23 protein-coding genes and 1 tRNA gene are annotated in these 18,839 nt (G+C 71.8%); 9 read left to right on the top strand and 15 right to left on the bottom strand.

The window, feature by feature from the left end; all coding sequences use genetic code 11:
- The first annotated feature begins 29 nt into the window (after positions 1–29).
- Together E9934_RS00250 and E9934_RS00245 are read left to right on the top strand one after the other, a co-directional pair.
- Positions 30–1,280, top strand: coding sequence for a hypothetical protein (locus tag E9934_RS00250; protein ID WP_136560844.1), 1,251 nt, complete (start codon positions 30–32; stop codon positions 1,278–1,280).
- Between the two features lie 22 nt (positions 1,281–1,302).
- Positions 1,303–1,384, top strand: a tRNA-Leu gene (locus E9934_RS00245).
- 24 nt (positions 1,385–1,408) lie between these two features.
- On the opposite strand, the gene rdgB is transcribed toward E9934_RS00245, so the two are convergent.
- From rdgB to E9934_RS00220, 5 genes are all read right to left on the bottom strand, one after another.
- Positions 1,409–2,020 (bottom strand): RdgB/HAM1 family non-canonical purine NTP pyrophosphatase, encoded by a 612-nt coding sequence (gene rdgB, locus E9934_RS00240; protein WP_136560843.1) that lies wholly within the window; start codon positions 2,018–2,020, stop codon positions 1,409–1,411.
- Positions 2,017–2,724, bottom strand: coding sequence for a ribonuclease PH (rph, locus tag E9934_RS00235; protein WP_136560842.1), 708 nt, complete (start codon positions 2,722–2,724; stop codon positions 2,017–2,019). Before rph ends, rdgB begins: the two co-directional genes overlap by 4 nt.
- Before the next feature lie 66 nt (positions 2,725–2,790).
- Positions 2,791–3,384, bottom strand: a complete 594-nt coding sequence (locus E9934_RS00230; protein ID WP_136560841.1) for an ABC transporter permease — start codon at positions 3,382–3,384, stop codon at positions 2,791–2,793.
- The gene (locus tag E9934_RS00225; protein ID WP_136560840.1) at positions 3,315–3,626 is read right to left on the bottom strand and encodes a hypothetical protein; all 312 of its coding nucleotides are present in this window, start codon (positions 3,624–3,626) and stop codon (positions 3,315–3,317) included. Before E9934_RS00225 ends, E9934_RS00230 begins: the two co-directional genes overlap by 70 nt.
- On the bottom strand, positions 3,623–4,561 hold the full coding sequence (locus E9934_RS00220) for an ABC transporter ATP-binding protein (RefSeq protein ID WP_136560839.1): 939 nt from the start codon (positions 4,559–4,561) through the stop codon (positions 3,623–3,625). The genes E9934_RS00225 and E9934_RS00220 overlap by 4 nt, the downstream gene beginning before the upstream one ends.
- A gap of 133 nt (positions 4,562–4,694) precedes the next feature.
- On the opposite strand from E9934_RS00220, the gene E9934_RS00215 reads away from it, so the two are divergent.
- Both E9934_RS00215 and E9934_RS00210 read left to right on the top strand, forming a co-directional pair.
- Positions 4,695–5,900, top strand: a complete 1,206-nt coding sequence (locus E9934_RS00215; protein WP_136560838.1) for a sensor histidine kinase — start codon at positions 4,695–4,697, stop codon at positions 5,898–5,900.
- The gene (locus E9934_RS00210) at positions 5,897–6,574 is read left to right on the top strand and encodes a response regulator (protein ID WP_136560837.1); all 678 of its coding nucleotides are present in this window, start codon (positions 5,897–5,899) and stop codon (positions 6,572–6,574) included. The genes E9934_RS00215 and E9934_RS00210 overlap by 4 nt, the downstream gene beginning before the upstream one ends.
- Positions 6,575–6,579: 5 nt before the next feature.
- On the opposite strand, the gene E9934_RS00205 is transcribed toward E9934_RS00210, so the two are convergent.
- Together E9934_RS00205 and murI are read right to left on the bottom strand one after the other, a co-directional pair.
- Entirely contained in the window at positions 6,580–7,434 is an 855-nt protein-coding gene (locus E9934_RS00205) for an MBL fold metallo-hydrolase (protein ID WP_238694661.1), read from the bottom strand.
- Entirely contained in the window at positions 7,431–8,285 is an 855-nt protein-coding gene (gene murI, locus E9934_RS00200; protein ID WP_136560836.1) for a glutamate racemase, read from the bottom strand. Before murI ends, E9934_RS00205 begins: the two co-directional genes overlap by 4 nt.
- A gap of 145 nt (positions 8,286–8,430) precedes the next feature.
- Here murI and E9934_RS00195 point away from each other — a divergent pair, with 145 nt between their 5' ends.
- Positions 8,431–8,667 carry a hypothetical protein gene (locus tag E9934_RS00195; protein ID WP_136560835.1) on the top strand — a complete coding sequence of 79 codons (237 nt, stop codon included), beginning with the start codon at positions 8,431–8,433 and terminating at the stop codon, positions 8,665–8,667.
- A 15-nt stretch (positions 8,668–8,682) separates the two neighbouring features.
- On the opposite strand, the gene E9934_RS00190 is transcribed toward E9934_RS00195, so the two are convergent.
- The 7 genes from E9934_RS00190 to E9934_RS00160 form a co-directional block, all read right to left on the bottom strand.
- Positions 8,683–9,534, bottom strand: coding sequence for a DUF3152 domain-containing protein (locus tag E9934_RS00190; RefSeq protein ID WP_158294872.1), 852 nt, complete (start codon positions 9,532–9,534; stop codon positions 8,683–8,685).
- On the bottom strand, positions 9,525–10,493 hold the full coding sequence (locus E9934_RS00185) for a PLP-dependent cysteine synthase family protein (RefSeq protein WP_136560833.1): 969 nt from the start codon (positions 10,491–10,493) through the stop codon (positions 9,525–9,527). The genes E9934_RS00190 and E9934_RS00185 overlap by 10 nt, the downstream gene beginning before the upstream one ends.
- A 15-nt stretch (positions 10,494–10,508) precedes the next feature.
- On the bottom strand, positions 10,509–10,787 hold the full coding sequence (locus tag E9934_RS00180; RefSeq protein WP_136560832.1) for a MoaD/ThiS family protein: 279 nt from the start codon (positions 10,785–10,787) through the stop codon (positions 10,509–10,511).
- Position 10,788: 1 nt separating this feature from the next.
- Entirely contained in the window at positions 10,789–11,232 is a 444-nt protein-coding gene (locus tag E9934_RS00175; protein ID WP_136560831.1) for a M67 family metallopeptidase, read from the bottom strand.
- A 37-nt stretch (positions 11,233–11,269) separates the two neighbouring features.
- Complete coding sequence (locus E9934_RS00170) at positions 11,270–12,220, bottom strand: acyl-CoA desaturase (protein WP_136560830.1); 951 nt, start codon at positions 12,218–12,220, stop codon at positions 11,270–11,272.
- 62 nt (positions 12,221–12,282) lie between these two features.
- On the bottom strand, positions 12,283–12,981 hold the full coding sequence (locus tag E9934_RS00165; RefSeq protein ID WP_238694660.1) for a response regulator: 699 nt from the start codon (positions 12,979–12,981) through the stop codon (positions 12,283–12,285).
- Positions 12,978–14,660, bottom strand: coding sequence for a sensor histidine kinase (locus E9934_RS00160; protein ID WP_136560829.1), 1,683 nt, complete (start codon positions 14,658–14,660; stop codon positions 12,978–12,980). The genes E9934_RS00165 and E9934_RS00160 overlap by 4 nt, the downstream gene beginning before the upstream one ends.
- A gap of 134 nt (positions 14,661–14,794) precedes the next feature.
- On the opposite strand from E9934_RS00160, the gene E9934_RS00155 reads away from it, so the two are divergent.
- Genes E9934_RS00155 through E9934_RS19875 form a run of 4 tightly spaced genes read left to right on the top strand, consistent with a single transcriptional unit; the run spans position 14,795 to position 18,250 of the window.
- Positions 14,795–15,790 (top strand): Bug family tripartite tricarboxylate transporter substrate binding protein, encoded by a 996-nt coding sequence (locus E9934_RS00155; protein ID WP_136560828.1) that lies wholly within the window; start codon positions 14,795–14,797, stop codon positions 15,788–15,790.
- The gene (locus tag E9934_RS00150; protein WP_136560827.1) at positions 15,787–16,311 is read left to right on the top strand and encodes a tripartite tricarboxylate transporter TctB family protein; all 525 of its coding nucleotides are present in this window, start codon (positions 15,787–15,789) and stop codon (positions 16,309–16,311) included. Before E9934_RS00155 ends, E9934_RS00150 begins: the two co-directional genes overlap by 4 nt.
- The gene (locus tag E9934_RS00145; RefSeq protein ID WP_193556847.1) at positions 16,311–17,837 is read left to right on the top strand and encodes a tripartite tricarboxylate transporter permease; all 1,527 of its coding nucleotides are present in this window, start codon (positions 16,311–16,313) and stop codon (positions 17,835–17,837) included. The genes E9934_RS00150 and E9934_RS00145 overlap by 1 nt, the downstream gene beginning before the upstream one ends.
- A complete protein-coding gene (locus tag E9934_RS19875) occupies positions 17,834–18,250 on the top strand; it encodes a universal stress protein (RefSeq protein ID WP_193556846.1) in 417 nt (138 codons plus the stop codon). The genes E9934_RS00145 and E9934_RS19875 overlap by 4 nt, the downstream gene beginning before the upstream one ends.
- Here E9934_RS19875 and E9934_RS00140 read toward each other — a convergent pair.
- Positions 18,243–18,824 (bottom strand): DUF2017 domain-containing protein, encoded by a 582-nt coding sequence (locus tag E9934_RS00140; RefSeq protein ID WP_136560826.1) that lies wholly within the window; start codon positions 18,822–18,824, stop codon positions 18,243–18,245. The two genes, E9934_RS19875 and E9934_RS00140, sit on opposite strands and share 8 nt — an antisense overlap.
- Positions 18,825–18,839: the final 15 nt, after the last annotated feature.

The following is an 18,839-nucleotide window of genomic DNA, read 5'->3' as shown; positions in this document are numbered from 1 at the left end:
CCTCCGACGACTGGGACAGGGAACCACCGATGAAGCTGCACGAGTCGCTCGCCGAGCTCGCCCACGACCACGGGCACGGCTTGTTCCGCGACGCCGCGGCCTTCCGCGGCTCGCTCGACGACTACCTCGACGAGGGACAGGCGTCCAGCGGCACGATCAACCTGCTGACCGACGCCGTCCGGCTCGGCGCGCTCGACGGCATGCTGTCGATGCTCGACAGCGGCGCCAACCCCGCCGACGCCGTCGACTCCGCTGGCCAGCGCCTCGCCCGTGACCGCGGCAGCGCCGACGTCCGGGGCTGTCAGTGGGCCCTGGCCGTGCTCGGCTTCGCCCTGGGACGGGTCCCCGAGGGCCTGGTCACCGGGCTCGATCCCGACGCCAGCACGGCCTCACCGCCGCAGCCGACCATGCCCTCGTCGTACCCCCCGGCGCCGCCGGTGCAGTCACCCGTGCCGCCGCCGCTGCCGCCGGTGGTCTCGCCGGCCCACCAGCCGGTCGCCCCCTCCACCCACGTGGCGAGCCCGCCGGTCGGCAACGGCTACGGCGCGGCGCCGCACGGTGCCGGCTGGTCGCAGCCCACCCCGCCGGGCGCGACGCCGAAGCGGACCGGACTGATCGTCGGCATCGTCGTCGCCGCCCTGGTCCTCATCGTCGGTGGCATCGTCGCGATCATCGCGCTCACCAGCGGCGACGACTCCGACGGACGCACCGACGACCGCTCCAGCAGCTCGGCCTCCCCGTCCGAGTCCAGCGCCACCGAGAGCCCGACCGAGATCGAGACCTCGTCCGGTCCGGTCGAGGTCCCCGACCTCGGCGGCGAGACCTTCGACGGCGTGGGCTACCGCGTGGGCTTCCCCGAGGGCTGGCAGGACGGGACCGAGGAGTTCAAGTCCACCAATCCGAACGTCACGACCCTCGACAAGGTCTTCATCTGGGGCCGCACGTTCAACAGCGCGCGCGGCAACATCATCGTCGAGATCCAGTCGTCCTACGGCAACACCGACCCTGACGAGCTCAAGGACACCTGGAAGCAGGCGCTGGTGCTCGGCGACTCGACCGCGACGATCACCGACGGCCCGGACACCGAGATCGACGGCCAGCGCGCCCTCACCGTCGACATCTCCCGGACCAACGACGGCGGCGTCACCGTCACCCAGCGCTCGGTGCTGGTGATCAGCGGCCCGACCGGCTACTCGATCACCGTCTCCCTGAAGGAGGGCGACGAAGGCGTGCTCGACGAGTTCGAGAAGGTGCTCGGCGCCTGGCGCTGGACCGACTAGGCCCAACCAACAGCAGCACCCCGCCGGAGTGGTGGAACTGGCAGACACGCAGGATTTAGGTTCCTGTGCCTTCGGGTGTGCGGGTTCGAGTCCCGCCTCCGGCACCCAGGACGCAAGCTCAGCCTGGATCAGCCCAGCAGCTGGGCGACCAGCGGCGCGATCTCGCGCAGCGCCCGGCCGCGGTGGGAGATCGCGTCCTTGTCCTCGCGCGAGAGCTCGGCGGTGGTGACGCCGGGGTGGTCGTCGGCGACGAACAGGACGTCGTAGCCGAAGCCGCCGCTCCCCCGGACCTCGCGGATCACGACGCCGTCCATCCGGCCCTCGACGACCAGCTCGCGGCCGTCGGGGTGGACGACGGCGACGGCGCAGGCGAAGTGCGCGCCCCGTCGCTCGTCGGGCACGTCGTGCAGCTGGGCGAGGAGCAGCTCGTTGTTGCGGTCGTCGCTCTTGGGCGGGCCGGACCAGCGGGCCGACAGCACGCCGGGCATCCCGTTGAGCGCGTCGACGCACAGGCCCGAGTCGTCGGCGATCGTCGGGAGACCGGTCGCGGCGACACCGGCGCGCGCCTTCAGCAGGGCGTTGCCCTCGAAGGTCGGCTCGTCCTCGACGGGCTCCTCGAACGGCGTGACGTCGTCGAGCCCGACCACCTCGAGCCCGCTGTCCGCGGGGAGGTGCTCGGCGAGGATGCGCCGCATCTCCTCCAGCTTCTTCGCGTTGCGGGAGGCGACGAGCAACCTCACGAGGACAGGGCCTCGCGCTGCAGGACGGTCAGGTCGGCGCAGCCCTTGGTTGCGAGGTCCAGGAGCGCGTCGAGCTCGGCGCGGTCGAAGGCGGCGCCCTCGGCGGTGCCCTGCACCTCGACGAACGTGCCATCGCCGGTCATGACGACATTCATGTCGGTCTCCGCGCGCACGTCCTCGACGTAGGGCAGGTCCAGGCGCGGCACGCCGTCGATGATGCCGACGCTCACGGCGGCCACCGAGCCGGTGAGGGCGCCGGGGACACCGAGCTTGGCGCAGGCGTCGGCGAGGGCGACGTACGCCCCCGTGATCGCCGCCGTGCGGGTGCCGCCGTCGGCCTGCAGCACGTCGCAGTCGATCTGGATCGTCTTCTCGCCCAGCTGCTTGTTGTCGATCACGGCACGCAGCGAGCGACCGATGAGCCGGCTGATCTCGTGGGTGCGTCCACCGATGCGGCCCTTGACGGACTCGCGGTCGGAGCGGGTGTTGGTCGAGGCCGGGAGCATCGCATACTCCGCGGTCACCCAGCCCAGGCCCGATCCCTTGCGCCACCGCGGCACGCCCTCCGACGCCGACGCCGCGCACAGCACGCGGGTCCGGCCGAACTCGACCAGCACCGAGCCGGCCGGGTGGTCGAGCCAGTTGCGGGTGATCCTGATGGGGCGCAGCTCGTCGTCGGCGCGGCCGTCCTCGCGGGTGCTCATGGAAACAACGTAGCGACCCCCTGCCGTCCCGGGAGCGGCAGGAGGTCGCCCGTCACGGCACTCGGGCTACTTGACCTCGGCCCGCGAGATCCGCCAGAGGCCGAGCGTCACGGGGATGCCGACCCACAGGACGATCGTCCAGCCGGCCTGCAGGTAGTTGATCGTCTCGACCACGACAGCATCACCGGCGAAGTCGGTGCCGGCCATGAGGGGCGTGAGCGCCGTGTTGATGTCGATCCACGGCAGGACATCCTTGGCCCAGTCGAAGATGAAGTAGAGCGGGCCCCAGACGACCAGCGGCAGCACGAGCGCCACGACGTAGAACAGCGCGATCGCGCCCGGGGTGTTGAGCAGCAGGCAGGCCAGGGCGTAGCCCATCGCGAAGAACGCGAGTTGGGCGATGACGGTCCACAGCAGCTGGGAGCCGTCGAGCTCCCACACCAGGGGGTTGCCGGTCACCGCGGCGCAGAGCAGGTTGGTGAGCGCGCCCAGCACGAACGCCAGCAGGATCGTGGCGACCGCGAGCGCCGAGACCGCGACGAGCTTGGCGCCCATCACCCGCAGACGATGGGGCTCGAGCGTGAAGGTCGTCAGCGCGTTGCGCTGACTCCACTCGCTGGTGACGACGAGGATGCCGAAGACGGGGACGAGGATCGACACCGGGAAAAAAAGCCGTCGTTGAGACCCACGACGAGGACGACGAGACCTGCCACGAGGGCCAGCAGGCCGCCCGTGATCGCGAGCAGCCAGATGCCGCTGCGGGTGTCGACCATCTTGCGCCACTCGACCGTGACCAGGCGGCCGAACGGCGTCCGGCCGCTCTTGCCCAGATCGAGGGTCGGCGGACCGACGGGCGCGGGCGGAACGGGCGGGACAGGCGGGACGGGGGTGGCGGTGCTCATGCGGGGATACCTCCGGTCGGGGTGGGCGTGACGCCGGGCACGGCCTCGCGGGCCGTCGCCGAGGTGAGCTCGAGGAAGAGGTCCTCCAGTCCGGCGCCACCGGAGCGGAGGTCGGTGAGGACGACGCCGGCAGCGAGGGCGGCTCGGCCGACCTCCTCCGGGGTGGCCTGAACCTTGAGGCCCTCGCCGAGCGGCTCGACCGCGTGGCCGCCGCCGGTGAGCGCGGCGCCCAGCGCGGCGTTGTCGAGCGAGGTCACCAGCGTGGTGGCCGCGCCGTCACCGTGGGCCAGGAGCGACTTCTTGTCACCCTGGGCGACGATCCGGCCGTGGCCGATGAGGATCATCTCGTCGGCGATCTGCTCGACCTCGTGCAACAGGTGGCTGGAGAGCAGCACCGTGCCGCCGCGGTCGGCGTAGCCCTTGAGCAGTCCGCGCATCCAGCGGATGCCGGCGGGGTCGAGGCCGTTGGCGGGCTCGTCGAGGATGAGCACCGACGGGTCGCCGAGCAGCGCGTGGGCGATGCCGAGGCGCTGCTTCATGCCGAGCGAGTAGTTGCGCAGGCGGCGCTTGGCCTCCGCGTCGGTCAGGCCGACCAGGGCGAGCATCTCGTCGACGCGCGACTTCGGCAGGCCCATGGTCTGCGCGCCGATCGTCAGGATCTCGCGACCGGTGCGACCGGCGTGCTGCGCCGACGCATCGAGCAGCGAGCCGACGTGGCGGCCGGGGTTGGGGATGTCGTGGTAGCGAAGGCCCCCGATGGTGACCTGGCCGCTGGTGGGCGGGGTGAGGCCGACCATGACGCGCATGGTGGTCGACTTGCCCGCTCCGTTGGGCCCGAGGAAGCCGGTGACCCGGCCCGGCTGGGCGACGAAGCTGACGTCGTCGACGGCGGTGAAGGAGCCGTAGGAGACGGTGAGTCGATCGACTGTGATCATGACGCCAGCCTGCCTCACCCGCGCCGGTCCACACATCGGACTCGCGACGCGATCCCGACCCGACGAAAGTAGGGGCCCGGGCGGTCCACGGGACGCTGCCGTGCACGCGTCCGGAGACCCTACGCTCGACAACGTGGAGAGACCCGAGCCGAGCAGCTTCCAGCCGCCGTTGCGCTGGTGGAGCCACGTGTGGCGCTACCTGCTGGCGATCGCCCTCGGGCTCGTCGTCTGGGTGCCGGTCATGGAGGCCCAGGCCGAGGAGCAACCACTGCTCTTCTGGCTCGACCTCGGCGTGGGGATCCTCGTCCTCGTGCTCGTCGGATGGCGACGACGCTGGCCCCTCGCCGTGGCCCTCCTCGCAGTGCTGGCGACGCCACTCAGCTCCCTGGCCGCGGGCGCGATCACCCTGGCCACGGTCTCGATGGCCACCCGACGCCGCTGGTGGCAGATCGTCGTGGTCGGCGTCCTCAACCTCGCCATGACGTGGCTCTACTACCTGCTCCAACCCGTGTCGGCCAGCGATCCGACGTGGTTGATCGCGCTGCTGACGGTCGCCGCCGTCTCCGCGACCCTGGCGTGGGGCATGTACATCGGCTCCCGACGCGAGCTGCTCTGGACCCTGCGTCAGCGGGCCGAGACGGCGGAGGCGGAGCGCGACCTGCGCGCCACGCAGGCGCGGTCCACCGAGCGGGCCCGGATCGCCCGCGAGATGCACGACGTGCTCGCCCACCGGATCTCGCAGATCTCGATGCACGCCGGCGCCCTCACCTTCCGCGACGACCTCAGCGCCGAGGAGATGCGCTCCAGCGTCGCCGTCATCCAGGCCAAGGCCCACGAGGCCCTCACCGACCTGCGCGAGGTCCTCGGCGTGCTGCGCGACGCCGACGGCGCCGGACCCCTCACCGGCCCGCAGCCGACGTACGCCGACCTGGGTGCGCTGCTCGCCGATGCGCGTGCTGCCGGCGTCACCATCGCGTACGACGACACACTCGTCGGCGGTGACCGGCTGCCCGACGCGGTGGGCCGGACCGTCTATCGCGTGGTCCAGGAGGGCATCACCAACGCAGGCAAGCACGCGCCTGCCGCCGCCCTGAGGGTCAGTGTGACCGGCTCCCCCGACGACGGGGTCACGGTCAAGCTGCGCAACGCCCTGGGCTTCGGCCCGACCCGCACCCCCGGTGCCGGACTGGGTCTGGTCGGCCTCGCCGAGCGCGCCGAGCTCCGCGGCGGCACACTGAGCCACCACGTCGAGCAGGCATCGGCTCCCGGCGCCGCCGACACCTTCGTGCTGCGCGCGTGGCTGCCGTGGGCGACCGAGAACGAGGAGGCGGCATCATGAGCGCCATGACCGAGGCCCGGATCCGGGTCGTCATCGTCGACGACGACCCGCTGGTCCGCTCCGCCCTCACCCTGATGCTCGGCGGTCAGTCCGACGTCACCGTCGTCGGCGAGGCCGCCGACGGCCGTGCCGGGGTCGCGCTGGTCCGGGAGCTCACGCCGGACGTGGTGCTCATGGACATCCGGATGCCGGTCCTCGACGGCCTCGCGGCCACTCGCCTGCTGCACGCCGACCCGCAGCCGCCCCGGGTGATCGTGCTGACCACCTTCGACGCCGATGACTACGTCGTCGGCGCCCTCGCAGCCGGGGCCGACGGCTTCCTGCTCAAGGACACCGCGCCCGTCGAGATCGTGGCCGCGATCCGCAAGGTCGCCGGCGGAGACCCGATGCTCTCCCCGTCGGTGACCCGCACCCTGATCGACCGGGTCCGCACCGACGCCGGCGACGGGCGCTCGCAGGAGGCGCAGGCCCGGTTGGAGCGGCTCACCGAGCGCGAGCTCGACGTCGCCCTCGCCGTCGGTCGCGGGCTGTCCAACGCGGAGGTCGCCGCCGAGCTGTTCCTGTCCGTGCCGACGGTCAAGGGCCACGTCTCGAAGCTGTTCGAGAAGCTCGAGACGACCAACCGCGTGCAGATCGCGCTCTGCGTCAGGGACGCCGGCCACGCAATTGACTGAGGCCGTCAGAGGTCGTAGACGACGCCCTGGGCAGCGAGCTCGGTCGGCCCGTCGTAGGCCTTGGTCGCCTCGCCGAGCATCACCTGGGCGTCGTGCCACGGCGGCACGTGCGTGACGATGAGGCGCTTCACGCTCGCCCGCGTCGCGATCTCCCCGGCCTCCGCGCCGGTCAGGTGCAGGTGTGGCGGGTTGTCGTCGCAGGAGCGGAAGGACGCCTCGCACAGGAAGAGGTCGGCGTCGGCCGCGAGCTCGTCGAGGACGGGGATCGGTCCGGTGTCGCCGCTGTAGGCGACGACCTTGTCGAAGGCCTCCAGCCGCAGGCCGTAGGCCGGCACCGGGTGGTCCACCTCGTAGGGGGTGATCGTGAACGGACCGACGGTGATCGGCAACTTGTAGACACGGAAGGAGAACTCCTCGCGCATCCCCGGCTTCCGCGGGAGGTCATAGGCGTTGGCCAGCCGCTTCGCCGTCCCCTTCGGGCCCCACACCGGGATCTTGGGCTGGGTGCCGGTCGGGTGGTACTTGCGCAGCACGTAGTAGCTCGTCATGTCGACGCAATGGTCGGCGTGCAGGTGGCTGATGAGCACCGCGTCGACCCGCAGCGGGTCGACGTAGCGCTGGAGCGCGCCCAGCGCGCCGTTGCCCATGTCGAGCACGATGCTCCAGGTGCGCAGGCCGTCGCGCGCCTGCACCAGGTAGCAGCTCGCCGGCGAGTCGGGCCCGGGGTAGGAGCCGGAGCAGCCCACCACCGTCACCCGGATGGTGCGCTCGGGCATCTGCTCCGAGGTGCGCAGCATCGTCGTCTCCGGTGCGATCTGGTCCATGTCACGACCGAGGTCACGACCGATGTCACTGCTCATGCCAGTCCCCCTGCGAACTGTCCGGCCGCCACCAGCTCGGGTCCGAGGAAACGCCGCCCGATGGTCTCGAACTCGGCCGGCGAACCCGTCGTGGCGAAGGAGTACGCCGGCTCGCCGCCCGGCCGCATCAGCCCGGTGTCGGCCAGCATCCGGTAGACGTCCTTGGCGCACTCCTCGGCGCTGCTGACCAGGGTCACGTCGTCCCCCATGACATAGGAGATGACGCCCGTGAGCAGCGGGTAGTGGGTGCAGCCGAGGATCAGGGTGTCGACGCCGAGCTCGGTCAGCGGGTCGAGGTAGTCGTGCGCCACCTCGATGAGCTCGGGGCCACCGGTGACGCCGGCCTCGACGAAGTCGACGAAGCGGGGGCAGGCGCGCGTGGTCAGGCTGATCTGGGGCGCCGCGGCGAAGGCGTCGTCGTAGGCCATGGACTCCGCGGTGGAGCGGGTGCAGATGACTCCGATGCGGCCGTTGCGGGTCGCCGCGACAGCCCGCCGGGTCGCGGGATAGATCACCTCGACCACGGGCACGTCGTAGCGCTCGCGAGCATCACGCAGCATCGCCGCACTGGCCGAGTTGCAGGCGATGACGAGGGCCTTCACGCCCTGGGCGACGAGGTGGGCGAGGCACTCGAGGGCATACTCCCGCACCTCCCCGATCGGCTTGGGGCCATAGGGCTGGCGGGCGGTGTCGCCGACGTAGGTGATCGACTCGTGGGGCAGCTGGTCGATGACGGAGCGGGCCACGGTCAGACCCCCGAAGCCGGAGTCGAAGATCCCGATCGGGGCAGCCACGTCCGCACGGGGGTCGGTGGCGACGTCAACGCTGACGTTCGGGTCCTGCGGCGGCACCCGGTCAGCCTACGGCGTCCCTCGCCACCGGGACCGCATTCGGGACCGAGATCACGCGTCGCGGCACCGGGACGACACTAGGCTGCCGCCGTGACAGTCGCGACCGCCGTACGTCGAACGAGGTGGCGCCGCACGGCGGCTGCCGGTGCGGTGGCAGAACTACCGGATCCCCTTCGCCTTCTGGGGTGCGGGCGTGCGCCACGCCGGGCTCGATGCCCTCAACGCCACGCGGGCCGATCCGGGGCTGACCCGGCCGGGCGTCAACGCCACAGGGCAGCCGATCCGCAACGGCGAGCTGGCCAACGCGAGCCTCAGCGTCCTCGGTCTCGATGCCGTCCCCGGCAGCCGCTGGGACGCCGCCCAGGACCTGCACTGGAACTGACCAGGAGCTGACCCGTCAGCGCCGCAGCTCGGCGAGCGTCGGCCAGGGGTTGAACCGGCAGCCGTCGAGTCCCTTCGACTGCTGCATCATCACCGGCGCCGGCGCGCCGCGGCGCGGGCAGCCGACGTGTCCGCGCCCGAGGAAGTGCCCGGTCTCGTGGTTGACGACCATGTGGCGGTAGTCGCGCAGCGAGCCGCCCGCGCGGTTCCACGCCGGGGAGGCGTTGCGCCATCGGGTCAGGTTGATGATGACGTTGCGGCCGACCCGGCAGGACCACTCGGCGCTGCAGCCCGACGAGAAGCCGGGCACCGTGCGCGCCTCGGCCAGCCAGAGCGTGAACGCGCCACCGGAGGGCACTCGGACGAACCGGACGCCGCGGCCGCGCCAGCCCCGCGGGTCGTCGTAGGTCTGCTGGGCCAGGCGCGAGAAGGTGCCGAGGACGGCCGGGACCCGGCCCTTCGAGCGCACGCTGTAGCGGACGGTGCGCCGCACGTCGACGCGGTGGGCGATCAGCCCGGTGCGCGCCGTCCCCACCGTGCGGCGGTACGACGGCGCCTCGGCGTGGACGTGGACGCTGATCCGGTGTCCCACGTCGTCGGGCCGGATCCGGTAGCTGCGCGAGGTGACGCCGCTGATCAGCACGTCGTCGCGGTACCAGCGGTAGCGCACGGTCGTGGGGGTCGGCTGCCAGCGGCCGGGGTCGGCGGTGAGCGTGCGCCCGAAGCGTCGTACGCCATCGATGGCGGGGGCCCGGACCTGCGTGAGCGACGGCAGCGGCTCGTCGCCGGCGGCGCGGGCGGGGGCGCCGGCGCTCGGCAGGAGCGCCGCCACCAGGGCGACGAGCAGGAGCCGCAGGCTCAGGCCCACAGCTGCCCTTCGAGCCGGTCCTCGGCGTCGTCGATGGTGCCTTCGTAGGCACCGGTGGAGAGGTACTTCCAACCGGCGTCGGCGACGACGAACGCGATGTCGGCGGCCTCTCCGGCCTTCATCGCCTTGGCGGCCTGGCCGAGGGCGGCGTGCAGGATCGCGCCGGTGGAGATGCCCGCGAAGATGCCCTCGAGCTCGAGCATCTCGCGCACGCGGCGCACCGCGTCGCGGGGACCGACGGAGAAGCGGCTGTCGATCAGCTCGGCCTCATAGAGCTCGGGCACGAAGCCCTCGTCGAGGTTGCGCAGGCCGTAGACCAGCTCGCCGTAGCGGGGCTCGGCGGCGACGATGCGGACGTCGGGCCTGGCCTTGCGGAAGAAGCGACTGACGCCCATCAGGGTGCCGGTGGTGCCGAGGCCCGCGACGAAGTGCGTGATGGACGGCAGGTCCGCGAGGATCTCCGGGCCGGTGCCCTCCTCGTGCGCGAGCGCGTTGGCGGGGTTGCCGTATTGATAGAGCATCACCCAGTCGGGGTGCTCGGCCGCGATCTGCTTGGCGACGCGGACGGCCTCGTTGGACCCGCCGGCGGCCGGGCTGGAGACGATCTCCGCTCCCCACATCCGCAGCAGCTGGCGGCGCTCCTCGGAGGTGTTCTCCGGCATCACGAAGACGGTGCGGTAGCCCTTGAGCTTGGCCGCCATCGCGATCGAGATGCCGGTGTTGCCGGAGGTCGGCTCGAGGATGGTGCAGCCGGGACGCAGCGTGCCGTCCTTCTCGGCCTCCTCGATCATCTTCAGGGCCGGACGGTCCTTGATCGAGCCGGTGGGGTTGCGGTCCTCGAGCTTCGCCCACACCCGGATCTCGGGCTGGCCGGGCTTGTTGAAGGGCGCGGAGAGTCGCGGCAGCCCCACCAGCGGCGTGTTGCCGACCGAGGTGATGAGGCTGTCGTAGCGGACCATTGGAATCAGCGGGCCTCAGCGGGCTCCGCCGGCCACGGCGGGCAGGATGACGACCTGGTCGCCGTCGGAGAGCTCGGCCTCGAGGCTGCCGATGAACCGGACGTCCTCGTCGTTGATGTAGATGTTGACGAAACGGCGCAGGTCACCGTTGTCGATCAGGCGGTCCTTGAGGCCCGGGTGGTCGGCCTCGAGCGAGTCGATCAGCGCGCTCAGGCTCGCCCCGTCGGCGGTGACGGCCTTCTCGCCCCCGGTGTAGGTGCGCAGGATGGTCGGGATCCGGACCTCGATGGCCATGTCAGCTGCTCTCCTCTGCTGCGGTGACGTCGACGACGGAGACCTCTTCCTCGGTCACGACGCCGTCGATGATTCTGTAGGACCTGAACTCCACGGGGCCGTCGTTATTCCCGTGCTCCGCCGTGCTGACGAGCACGTAGTGGGCTCCGGGCTCCCCGGCCAGGTTGATGTCGGTCACGCTCGGGTAGGCCTCGGTGGCCGTGTGCGAGTGGTAGATCACGACCGGCTCCTCGTCGCGGTCGTCCATCTCGCGATAGAGCTGCAACAGGTCGGTCGAGTCGTACTCGTAGAAGGTCGGGCTGCCGGCTGCGTTGACCATCTCGATGAGACGCTCGGGCCGGTCGGTGCCGATCGGTCCGACGACCATCCCGCACGCCTCGACGGGGTGGTCCCGCTTGGCGTGAGCGACGATGGCGTCGTGGGTCGACCGGTCGATCTGCAGCACCCGGCAAGGGTAGTGCGTGGACCGGGCCGGCCATGAATCAGGCCGTCGGGGTCACCGTCTTGGAGGCGATCCGCTCCGGCGTCGGCCACCGCACGTCGCGCACCCAGCCCAGCTTCTCCAGCACCCAGATCACCCGGGCCGAGGTGTCGAACTGGAAGCGCTTGACGCCGTGGCGCGCCGACGTCGGGTCCGCGTGGTGCAGGTTGTGCCACGACTCGCCACCGGACGGGATCGCGAGCCACCACACGTTGCCGGAGAAGTCGCGCGACGCGAACGGTCGCTCGCCCAGCGTGTGGCAGATCGAGTTGATCGACCAGGTCACGTGGTGGATCAGGCCGATCCGGACGACCGTGCCCCAGAAGAACGCGGTCAGCGCGCCCTGCCACGACCAGGTCAGCAGGAAGCCCAGGAGCGGCGGCAGGAAGATCGAGGTCAGCACCCACACCCAGAAGGTGCGCGAGATCCGGACCAGGTCCCGGTCCTTCGCGAGGTCGGGGGCGTACTTCTCGATCGGCGTCTGCTCGGGGTCGAAGAGCCAGCCCACGTGCGCCCACACGAAGCCCTTCGTCAGGCCGCGCAGGCTGTTGCCGTAGCGCCACGGCGAGTGGGGGTCGCCGTCCTTGTCGGAGTACTTGTGGTGCTTGCGGTGGTCGGCGACCCAGCGGATGACCGGCCCCTCGACCGCCATCGACCCCGCGATCGCCAGGGTGATCTTGACGAACCGGTTGGGCTTGAAAGACTTGTGGGTGAAGAGCCGGTGGAAGCCGACCGTGATCCCGTGCAGGGTCAGGGCATACATCACGAAGGTGATCGCGACATCGCTCCAGCCGAGCCAGCCGCCCCAGGCGACGGGGATCGCGGCCACGAACGCCACGAACGGCAGGGCGATGAACAGGCCGAGGGCGAGTCTCTCCCAGAAGCCCTGGGTGTCGCCGCTCATCGTCGCGCGGACGGGCGCGGGCTCGAGACGGTCGTCGATCGCGGTCATCGGTGCTCCCAGGTGAGGCGGTCGTCGTGCAGGCGCTGAGGCAAGCCTAAGCGGCAACCCTCTCACCGCGGCACCCGATACCGCCTCTCGGGACGACCGGTCCCTCCGTACTGCAGCCGGACCTCCGCCGCGCCCGTGTCGACGAAGTGCTCGAGATAGCGGCGGGCTGTCACCCTCGACAGGCCGACGACCTCAGCCGCCTCGGACGCGGAGATCTCGCCCGCGCTCCGCGCGGCCTCGAGCACCAGGTCCGCGGTCTCCGCGCTGAGGCCCTTCGGCAGCATTGCTGGTACGGCGGCAGCCCGGCCCGTCCCGAAGGCCTGGTCGATCGTGGCCTGGTCGACCTCCGGCGCCTGCGGCGTGCCGGGCTCGCCGGCCAGGCTGGCCAGGGTGGTCGCCACCCGGCGCAGGCGATCGGCGAGGTCGTCGTACTCGAACGGTTTGACGAGGTATTGCAGGGCTCCACCGTGCCGGGCCGCGCGGACGGCGGCGGCGCCGCGCTCGGCGGTGACCATGACGACGGCGACCTCCTGACCAGCGCCCCGGAGCTGCTCGAGCACCTCGAGCCCGCTGAGGTCGGGGAGGTGCACGTCGAGCAGGAGCAGGTCCGGGCGCAGCTCGCCCACCAGCGCCAGGGCCTCGGCGCCGGTGCGGGCGGTGCCGACGACCTCGAACCCGTCGGTCTGCTCGACGAAACGGCCGTGGATGCGGGCGACCATGAAGTCGTCGTCGACGACGAGCACGCGCAACGGGGTGGTCACGATCGCCCATCCTGTCCGACCGGGGGCACCAGTGGCAGGACGACGCGGAACTCCGCGCCACCGCCGCCGCCCGCGGCCGCGTCGTCGACGACGACCTCGCCGCCGCGCTGGGAGCAGATCAGGCGGACCAGCGGCAGCCCGATCCCCCGCCCTCCGGGGACCTCGCCCTTGGTGGAGAAGCCGCGCACGAACACCGTGTCGCGCAGGTCGTCGGGGATGCCGGGCCCGTTGTCGCGGACGCGCACGTGGACCGCGTCCGCGTCGGCGTGGATCCACAGCTCCACCAGTGGATCGGCCGTGTCATCGGCGCCGGCGGCGGCGTCGACGGCGTTGTCGACGAGGTTGCCCACCACCGTGGTGAGGTCGGCGCCGGTGCTGCCGTCGAGTGCCGGGAGCCGCGACCCGGGGTCGAGCTCGAGGGTGACGCCGCGCTCCTCGGCGACCGCGTGCTTGGCCACGACGAGCGCGGCCACGGCGGGGTCGGCGAGCCGCTGGGCGACGTGGTCCCCCACCTCGGCGCGGTGGCGCGTCAGAGTGCCGACCAGCGCGGCGACCTCGTCGTACTCGCCGAGCTGGACGAGACCGGAGATGGTGTGCAGCCGGTTGTCGAACTCGTGGGTCTGGGCCCGGAGCGTGTCGGTGATCGACAGGTTGGAGCTGAGCTGGCTCTGCAGCGAGACCAGCTCCGTGCGGTCGCGCAGCGTCGTGACGGTGCCGATGCCGCGCCCACCCGTGGAAGCGCGGCCGCGGTTGAACACGACGACCCGGGAGCCGACGAGGGCGAGCGCGTCGCGCGCCTCCGCGCCGTCCTCACCGGTGAGGAGGGCGACCACGTGCGGGTCGAGGCCGAGCGAGGCGATCGGCCGGCCCACCGGCTCGGGGCCCGCCTCGAGGTCGAGCGTGGCGCGGGCGGCGTCGTTCATGACCGTCACCCGACCATCGGTGCCGACGCCGACGACGCCCTCGCGGATCGCGTGCAGCAGCGCCTCGCGCTGGTCGGCCAGGTTGGCGAGCTCGGTCGTCCCGAGGCCCCGGGTCGAGCGGCGCACGACCCGGGAGACGACCCAGGTGCCGACCAGGCCCAGCAGTGCGCCGAGGCCGAGGAAGAGGCCCAGCTCGGGCGCTGCCTCCGCGAGCTGGTCGCCGACCGACGGGTAGGCGACCTCGGCGACGATCGCGCCGACGGCACTGTTGTCGCCGGGAGCGTCGGAGATGACCGGGGCGTGGGCGGCCACGCGCCGCTCGCCGCCGGCGTCGACGTCGGTCGTGCCGCCGCGGCCGTGACCGACCTCGTCGCCGCCGAGGTCGGCCTGCTCCCCCACCCGGCTGCCGTCGGTCGCGGCGATGATCGTGCCGTCCGGGCCGACGACCAGCACGTCGGTCGCGCCGGAGAGCCGCAGGCCGCGCTCGGCGAAGGAGGTCAGGTCGGCCGCGACCTGCCACCGGTCGGCGCCGGCCCGCACCTCCTCGAGTCCGGTGCGCACCGTGTCCTGGACGGCGACGTACTCCGCGACCGAGGTCATCTGAGCGCCGCGCTCCTCGGCGAAGTCGGCGTTGGACTGCCGGATGCTCAACGCACCCACGGCGACGAGGAGCAGCAGGATGACGGCGAGCTGCAGCAGGAGGACCTTCGCGGCCAGCGTCAGCTCGCCGCTGCGCCACCTCAGGGGACGGCTCAAGGGACGGACGGGCGTGACCACAACGACCACAACCTCCTTTGCGTCCGCAAGCGTGACGGCCGCCACACCCGATGGCCATGCTGGCACGGATCGCACGTGACGACCGTCACGACCCGAGCTGCCCGGAGGTTCCCATGCACCCGCGTCGACCGAGGAGGACCGTCCTCGTCGTGCTCGTCGCCGTGCTCACGCTCGTCACGCTGACGAGCGGGTGCGGCGTCACCCGAGGATCGGACGACCCCGACAACAGGCGCCTGCGGATGATGATCCCCAACAGCGTCGGCGGCGGCTACGACCTCACCGGCCGCGCGGCGGCGCGGGCGATGCAGGACAACGACCTGACCGGACGCTTCAAGATCACGAACGTCCAGGGCGCCAGCGGCACCGTGGCGATGCAGCGCCTCCTCAACGAGGAGGGCGCCGACGACCTGATGATGGTCATGGGTCTGGGTGTCGTCGGCGCGGTCTACACCAACAAGTCCGACGCGAAGCCGCTCGAGATGACCCCGATCGCCCGGTTGGTCGAGGAGCAGGAGGGCATCCTCGTCCCCGCTGACTCGCCCTTCGAGACGCTCGACGACCTCGTCGAGGCGTGGCGGGAGGACCCCGACGGCCTGACCGTCGGCGGCGGGTCCGGCAACGGCGGGCCCGACCACCTCTTCCCGATGCAGCTGGCCGACGCCATCGACATCGACCCGCGCGAGGTCAACTACATCTCCTACGACGGTGGCGGCCCGCTCACGACCGCGCTGCTCGGCTCCAAGATCGACGTCGGCATGTCCGGGCTCGGGGAGTTCGAGGACCAGATCGCCGACGGCAAGCTGCGCGTGCTCGCGGTCTCCGGCGAGGAGCGGCTCGACACCGTCGACGCACCCACCCTCACCGAGTCCGGCGTCGACCTCGTCTTCACCAACTGGCGCGGCGTCCTCGCGCCGCCCGGCATCTCCGACGACCAGCGCGCCTACCTCACCGAGCTGCTGACCGAGATGCACGAGACCGAGGAGTGGCAGGAGGCGATGGCCGCCAACGGCTGGACCGACAACTTCGCCACCGGCGAGGAGTTCGAGGAGTTCCTCGTCGAGCAGGACGCCCGCGTCGCCGACACCCTGAAGGAGCTGGGACTCGCATGAGCACCACCACCACACCGACCACGACACCCGTGGCGCCGACGCTGGTCGACAGGGCGCAGTACGGCCTGGCCGCGTTCCTGGTGGTCGTCGGCACCTACGTGGGCTACGACGCCTGGACGCTCGAGGCCGGCTTCTCCGACCAGCCCGTGCAGCCCTACGCGATCCCCTACGTCGTCGCGGCCGGTCTCGTCGTGCTCGGCCTGCTCCTCGCGGTGGCGACCGCGCGCGGCGACCGTCCGGAGGCCGAGGACGGCGAGGACGTCGACCTCAGCCAGGGCACCGACGTGCGCACGGTCGCCCTGCTCGCCGGCGTGCTCGTCGCCAACATCGCGCTGATCGACCTCCTGGGCTGGGCCATCACCGGTGCCCTGCTGTTCGCCGGCGCGGCCTTCGCGCTGGGCAGCCGCACCTGGGTCCGCGACCTCGCCGTCGGCACCGCCCTGTCGGTCGCCACCTGGTACGGCTTCTACGTCGGGCTCGGCATCCCGATCCCCGCCGGCGTGCTGGACGGGGTGCTCTGATGGACCTGCTGCTCGACGGCTTCCAGACGGCGCTCACGCCCGGGAACCTCCTCTTCGCCGCCATCGGCGTGCTGCTCGGCACCGCCGTCGGCGTCCTGCCGGGCATCGGCCCGGCCATGACCCTGGCCCTGCTGCTGCCGGTGACCTACACGGTCGGAGCGGACAGCGCGATCATCATGTTCGCCGGCATCTACTACGGCGGCATGTACGGCGGCTCGACCACCTCGATCCTGCTCAACACACCCGGTGAGTCGTCGTCGGTGATCACCGCGATCGAGGGCAACAAGATGGCCAAGGCCGGCCGGGCCGCCCAGGCCCTGGCGACCGCCGCCATCGGCTCCTTCGTCGCGGGCACCATCGCGACGGTCGCGCTGTGGATCGTCGCGCCGACGGTCGCCGACCTCGTGGTGACCCTGGGCTCGCCGTCGTACTTCGCGCTGATGCTGCTGGCACTGTTTGCGGTCACCGCCGTGCTCGGCGCCTCGAAGCTGCGCGGCTTCATCGCGCTCTTCCTCGGCCTGACGATCGGGCTCGTCGGCACCAGCACCGGCCAGGCCCGCCTGACCTTCGGCAACCCGCTCCTCGCCGACGGCATCGACATCGTCGTCGTCGCGGTCGCGGTGTTCGCGATCGGCGAGGCGCTGTGGGTCGCGGCGCACCTGCGCCGCAAGCCGCTCGAGATCATCCCCGTCGGGCAGCCGTGGATGAGCAGGGAGGACTGGCGGCGGTCCTGGAAGCCGTGGCTGCGCGGCACGGCCTACGGGTTCCCGTTCGGGGCGCTGCCGGCCGGCGGCGCGGAGATCCCCACCTTCCTGTCCTACGCGACGGAGAAGAAGCTCTCGAAGCACCCCGAGGAGTTCGGCCATGGCGCGATCGAGGGCGTCGCGGGCCCCGAGGCGGCCAACAACGCGTCGGCAGCGGGCACGCTGGTGCCGCTGCTGGCCCTCGGCCTGCCCACGACCGCCACGGCGGCGATCATGCTGGTCGCGCTGCAGGGCTACGGCTTCAACACCGGCCCGACCCTGATGGACGAGCACCCCGACCTGGTCTGGGCGCTGCTGGCGAGCCTGCTGGTCGCCAACTGCCTGCTCCTGCTGATCAACCTGCCGATGGCGCCCATCTGGGCCCGCCTGCTGCGGATCCCGCGTCCCTACCTCTATGCCGGCATCCTGTTCTTCGCCTCGCTGGGGGCCTACAGCGTCAACTTCCAGGCCTTCGACCTCGCGCTGCTGCTCGCGATCGGGCTGCTGGGCTTCGCGATGCGACGCTTCGGGATCCCCGTCCTGCCGCTGATCATCGGCGTCATCCTCGGCCCCAAGCTCGAGGAGCAGCTGGGCACGGCGCTGAAGATCTCGCAGGGCGACGTCAGCACGCTGTGGAGCGAGCCGGTGGCCGTCGCCGTCTACGCCGTCATGGCGCTCCTGCTGCTCGCGATGGCCGTCGCCGGCCTGCGCGGCAGGGACTCGGGACCGGCCGGTCCCACCGACACCCGTGGAAGCGACGAGAGGGAGCTGGTCGAGCGATGAACGCCACCGGAGGGACCATCGTGGTCGCCTACAGCGCCGACCGGTTCGGCGATGCCGCGCTCGAGCACGGCGTCGCGCTGGCCCGCAGGGACGGCGGCCGGCTGGTCGTCGTCAACGCCACCGCCGGCACCAGCCTGGTCGACGCCCGCTTCGCCCACGACGCGGAGATCTCCGCGCTGCGGGAGCGGATCGAGGGCGACGGGGTCGAGGTCGTCGTACGGCACGACGTGGTCGACGACGTCGCCGAGGCGGTGGTCGGCGTGGCCGACGAGGAGGACGCCGGGGTGATCGTCGTCGGGGTCCGTCACCGCACGGCGGTGGGCAAGCTGCTGCTCGGCAGCGTCGCGCAGCGGATCATCCTCGACGCGCGCTGCCCGGTGCTCGCCGTCAAGCCGGCCGACCGGCTCACCTGACCGAGCGGACCAGGGTCTCCTGGAGGAAGCCGAGCCAGTCGTAGACGTGGTGGGCCTGCGCGCGCGGGTCCTCGTCGGGCAACGACTCCCAGAAGTCCTCGTCGCCCTCCTCGACGCCGAGGCGGGTGCCGAAGGCCAGCCGCAGATCGGTGAGCGAGCGCAGCCACGTCAGGGCCAGCTCGTCGTCGAGCTCGACGTCGATCGTGATGTCCTCGTCGGGCTCGGGCGGGAGGCCGGCCTCCTCGAGGGCGTCGATGATCGCGGCGGCGGCGCGGGCCTTGCCGTCGCGCAGCGTGCCCTCGGTGTAGCGCCGGAACTCCCCGGCAGCCTCGTCGTCGTCGCGGTAGGCCGACGGGAACAGCCGCTGCAGGACCGGGTCGTCGGGCTCGGTCGTCGGACCGGAGAAGTCGAGGAGGGCCTCGAGCGGGTCCATCTCGGTGCGTACGACGGCCGACTCGTTGTGCAGCAGCTCGACGAGCTGGCCGGCCAGCGAGCGCAGCAGGTCGGCCTCGAAGACCGGGAAGGTCGCGATGACACGCTTGCTCCGGCGGTGCCGGACGAATCCAGAGGTCATGGTTTGCCGTGCTCC

The organism is Nocardioides caeni (genome assembly GCF_004912195.1).
Taxonomy (GTDB): Bacteria; Actinomycetota; Actinomycetes; order Propionibacteriales; family Nocardioidaceae; genus Nocardioides; species Nocardioides caeni.
This window is presented reverse-complemented; position numbering and strand designations above follow the sequence as displayed.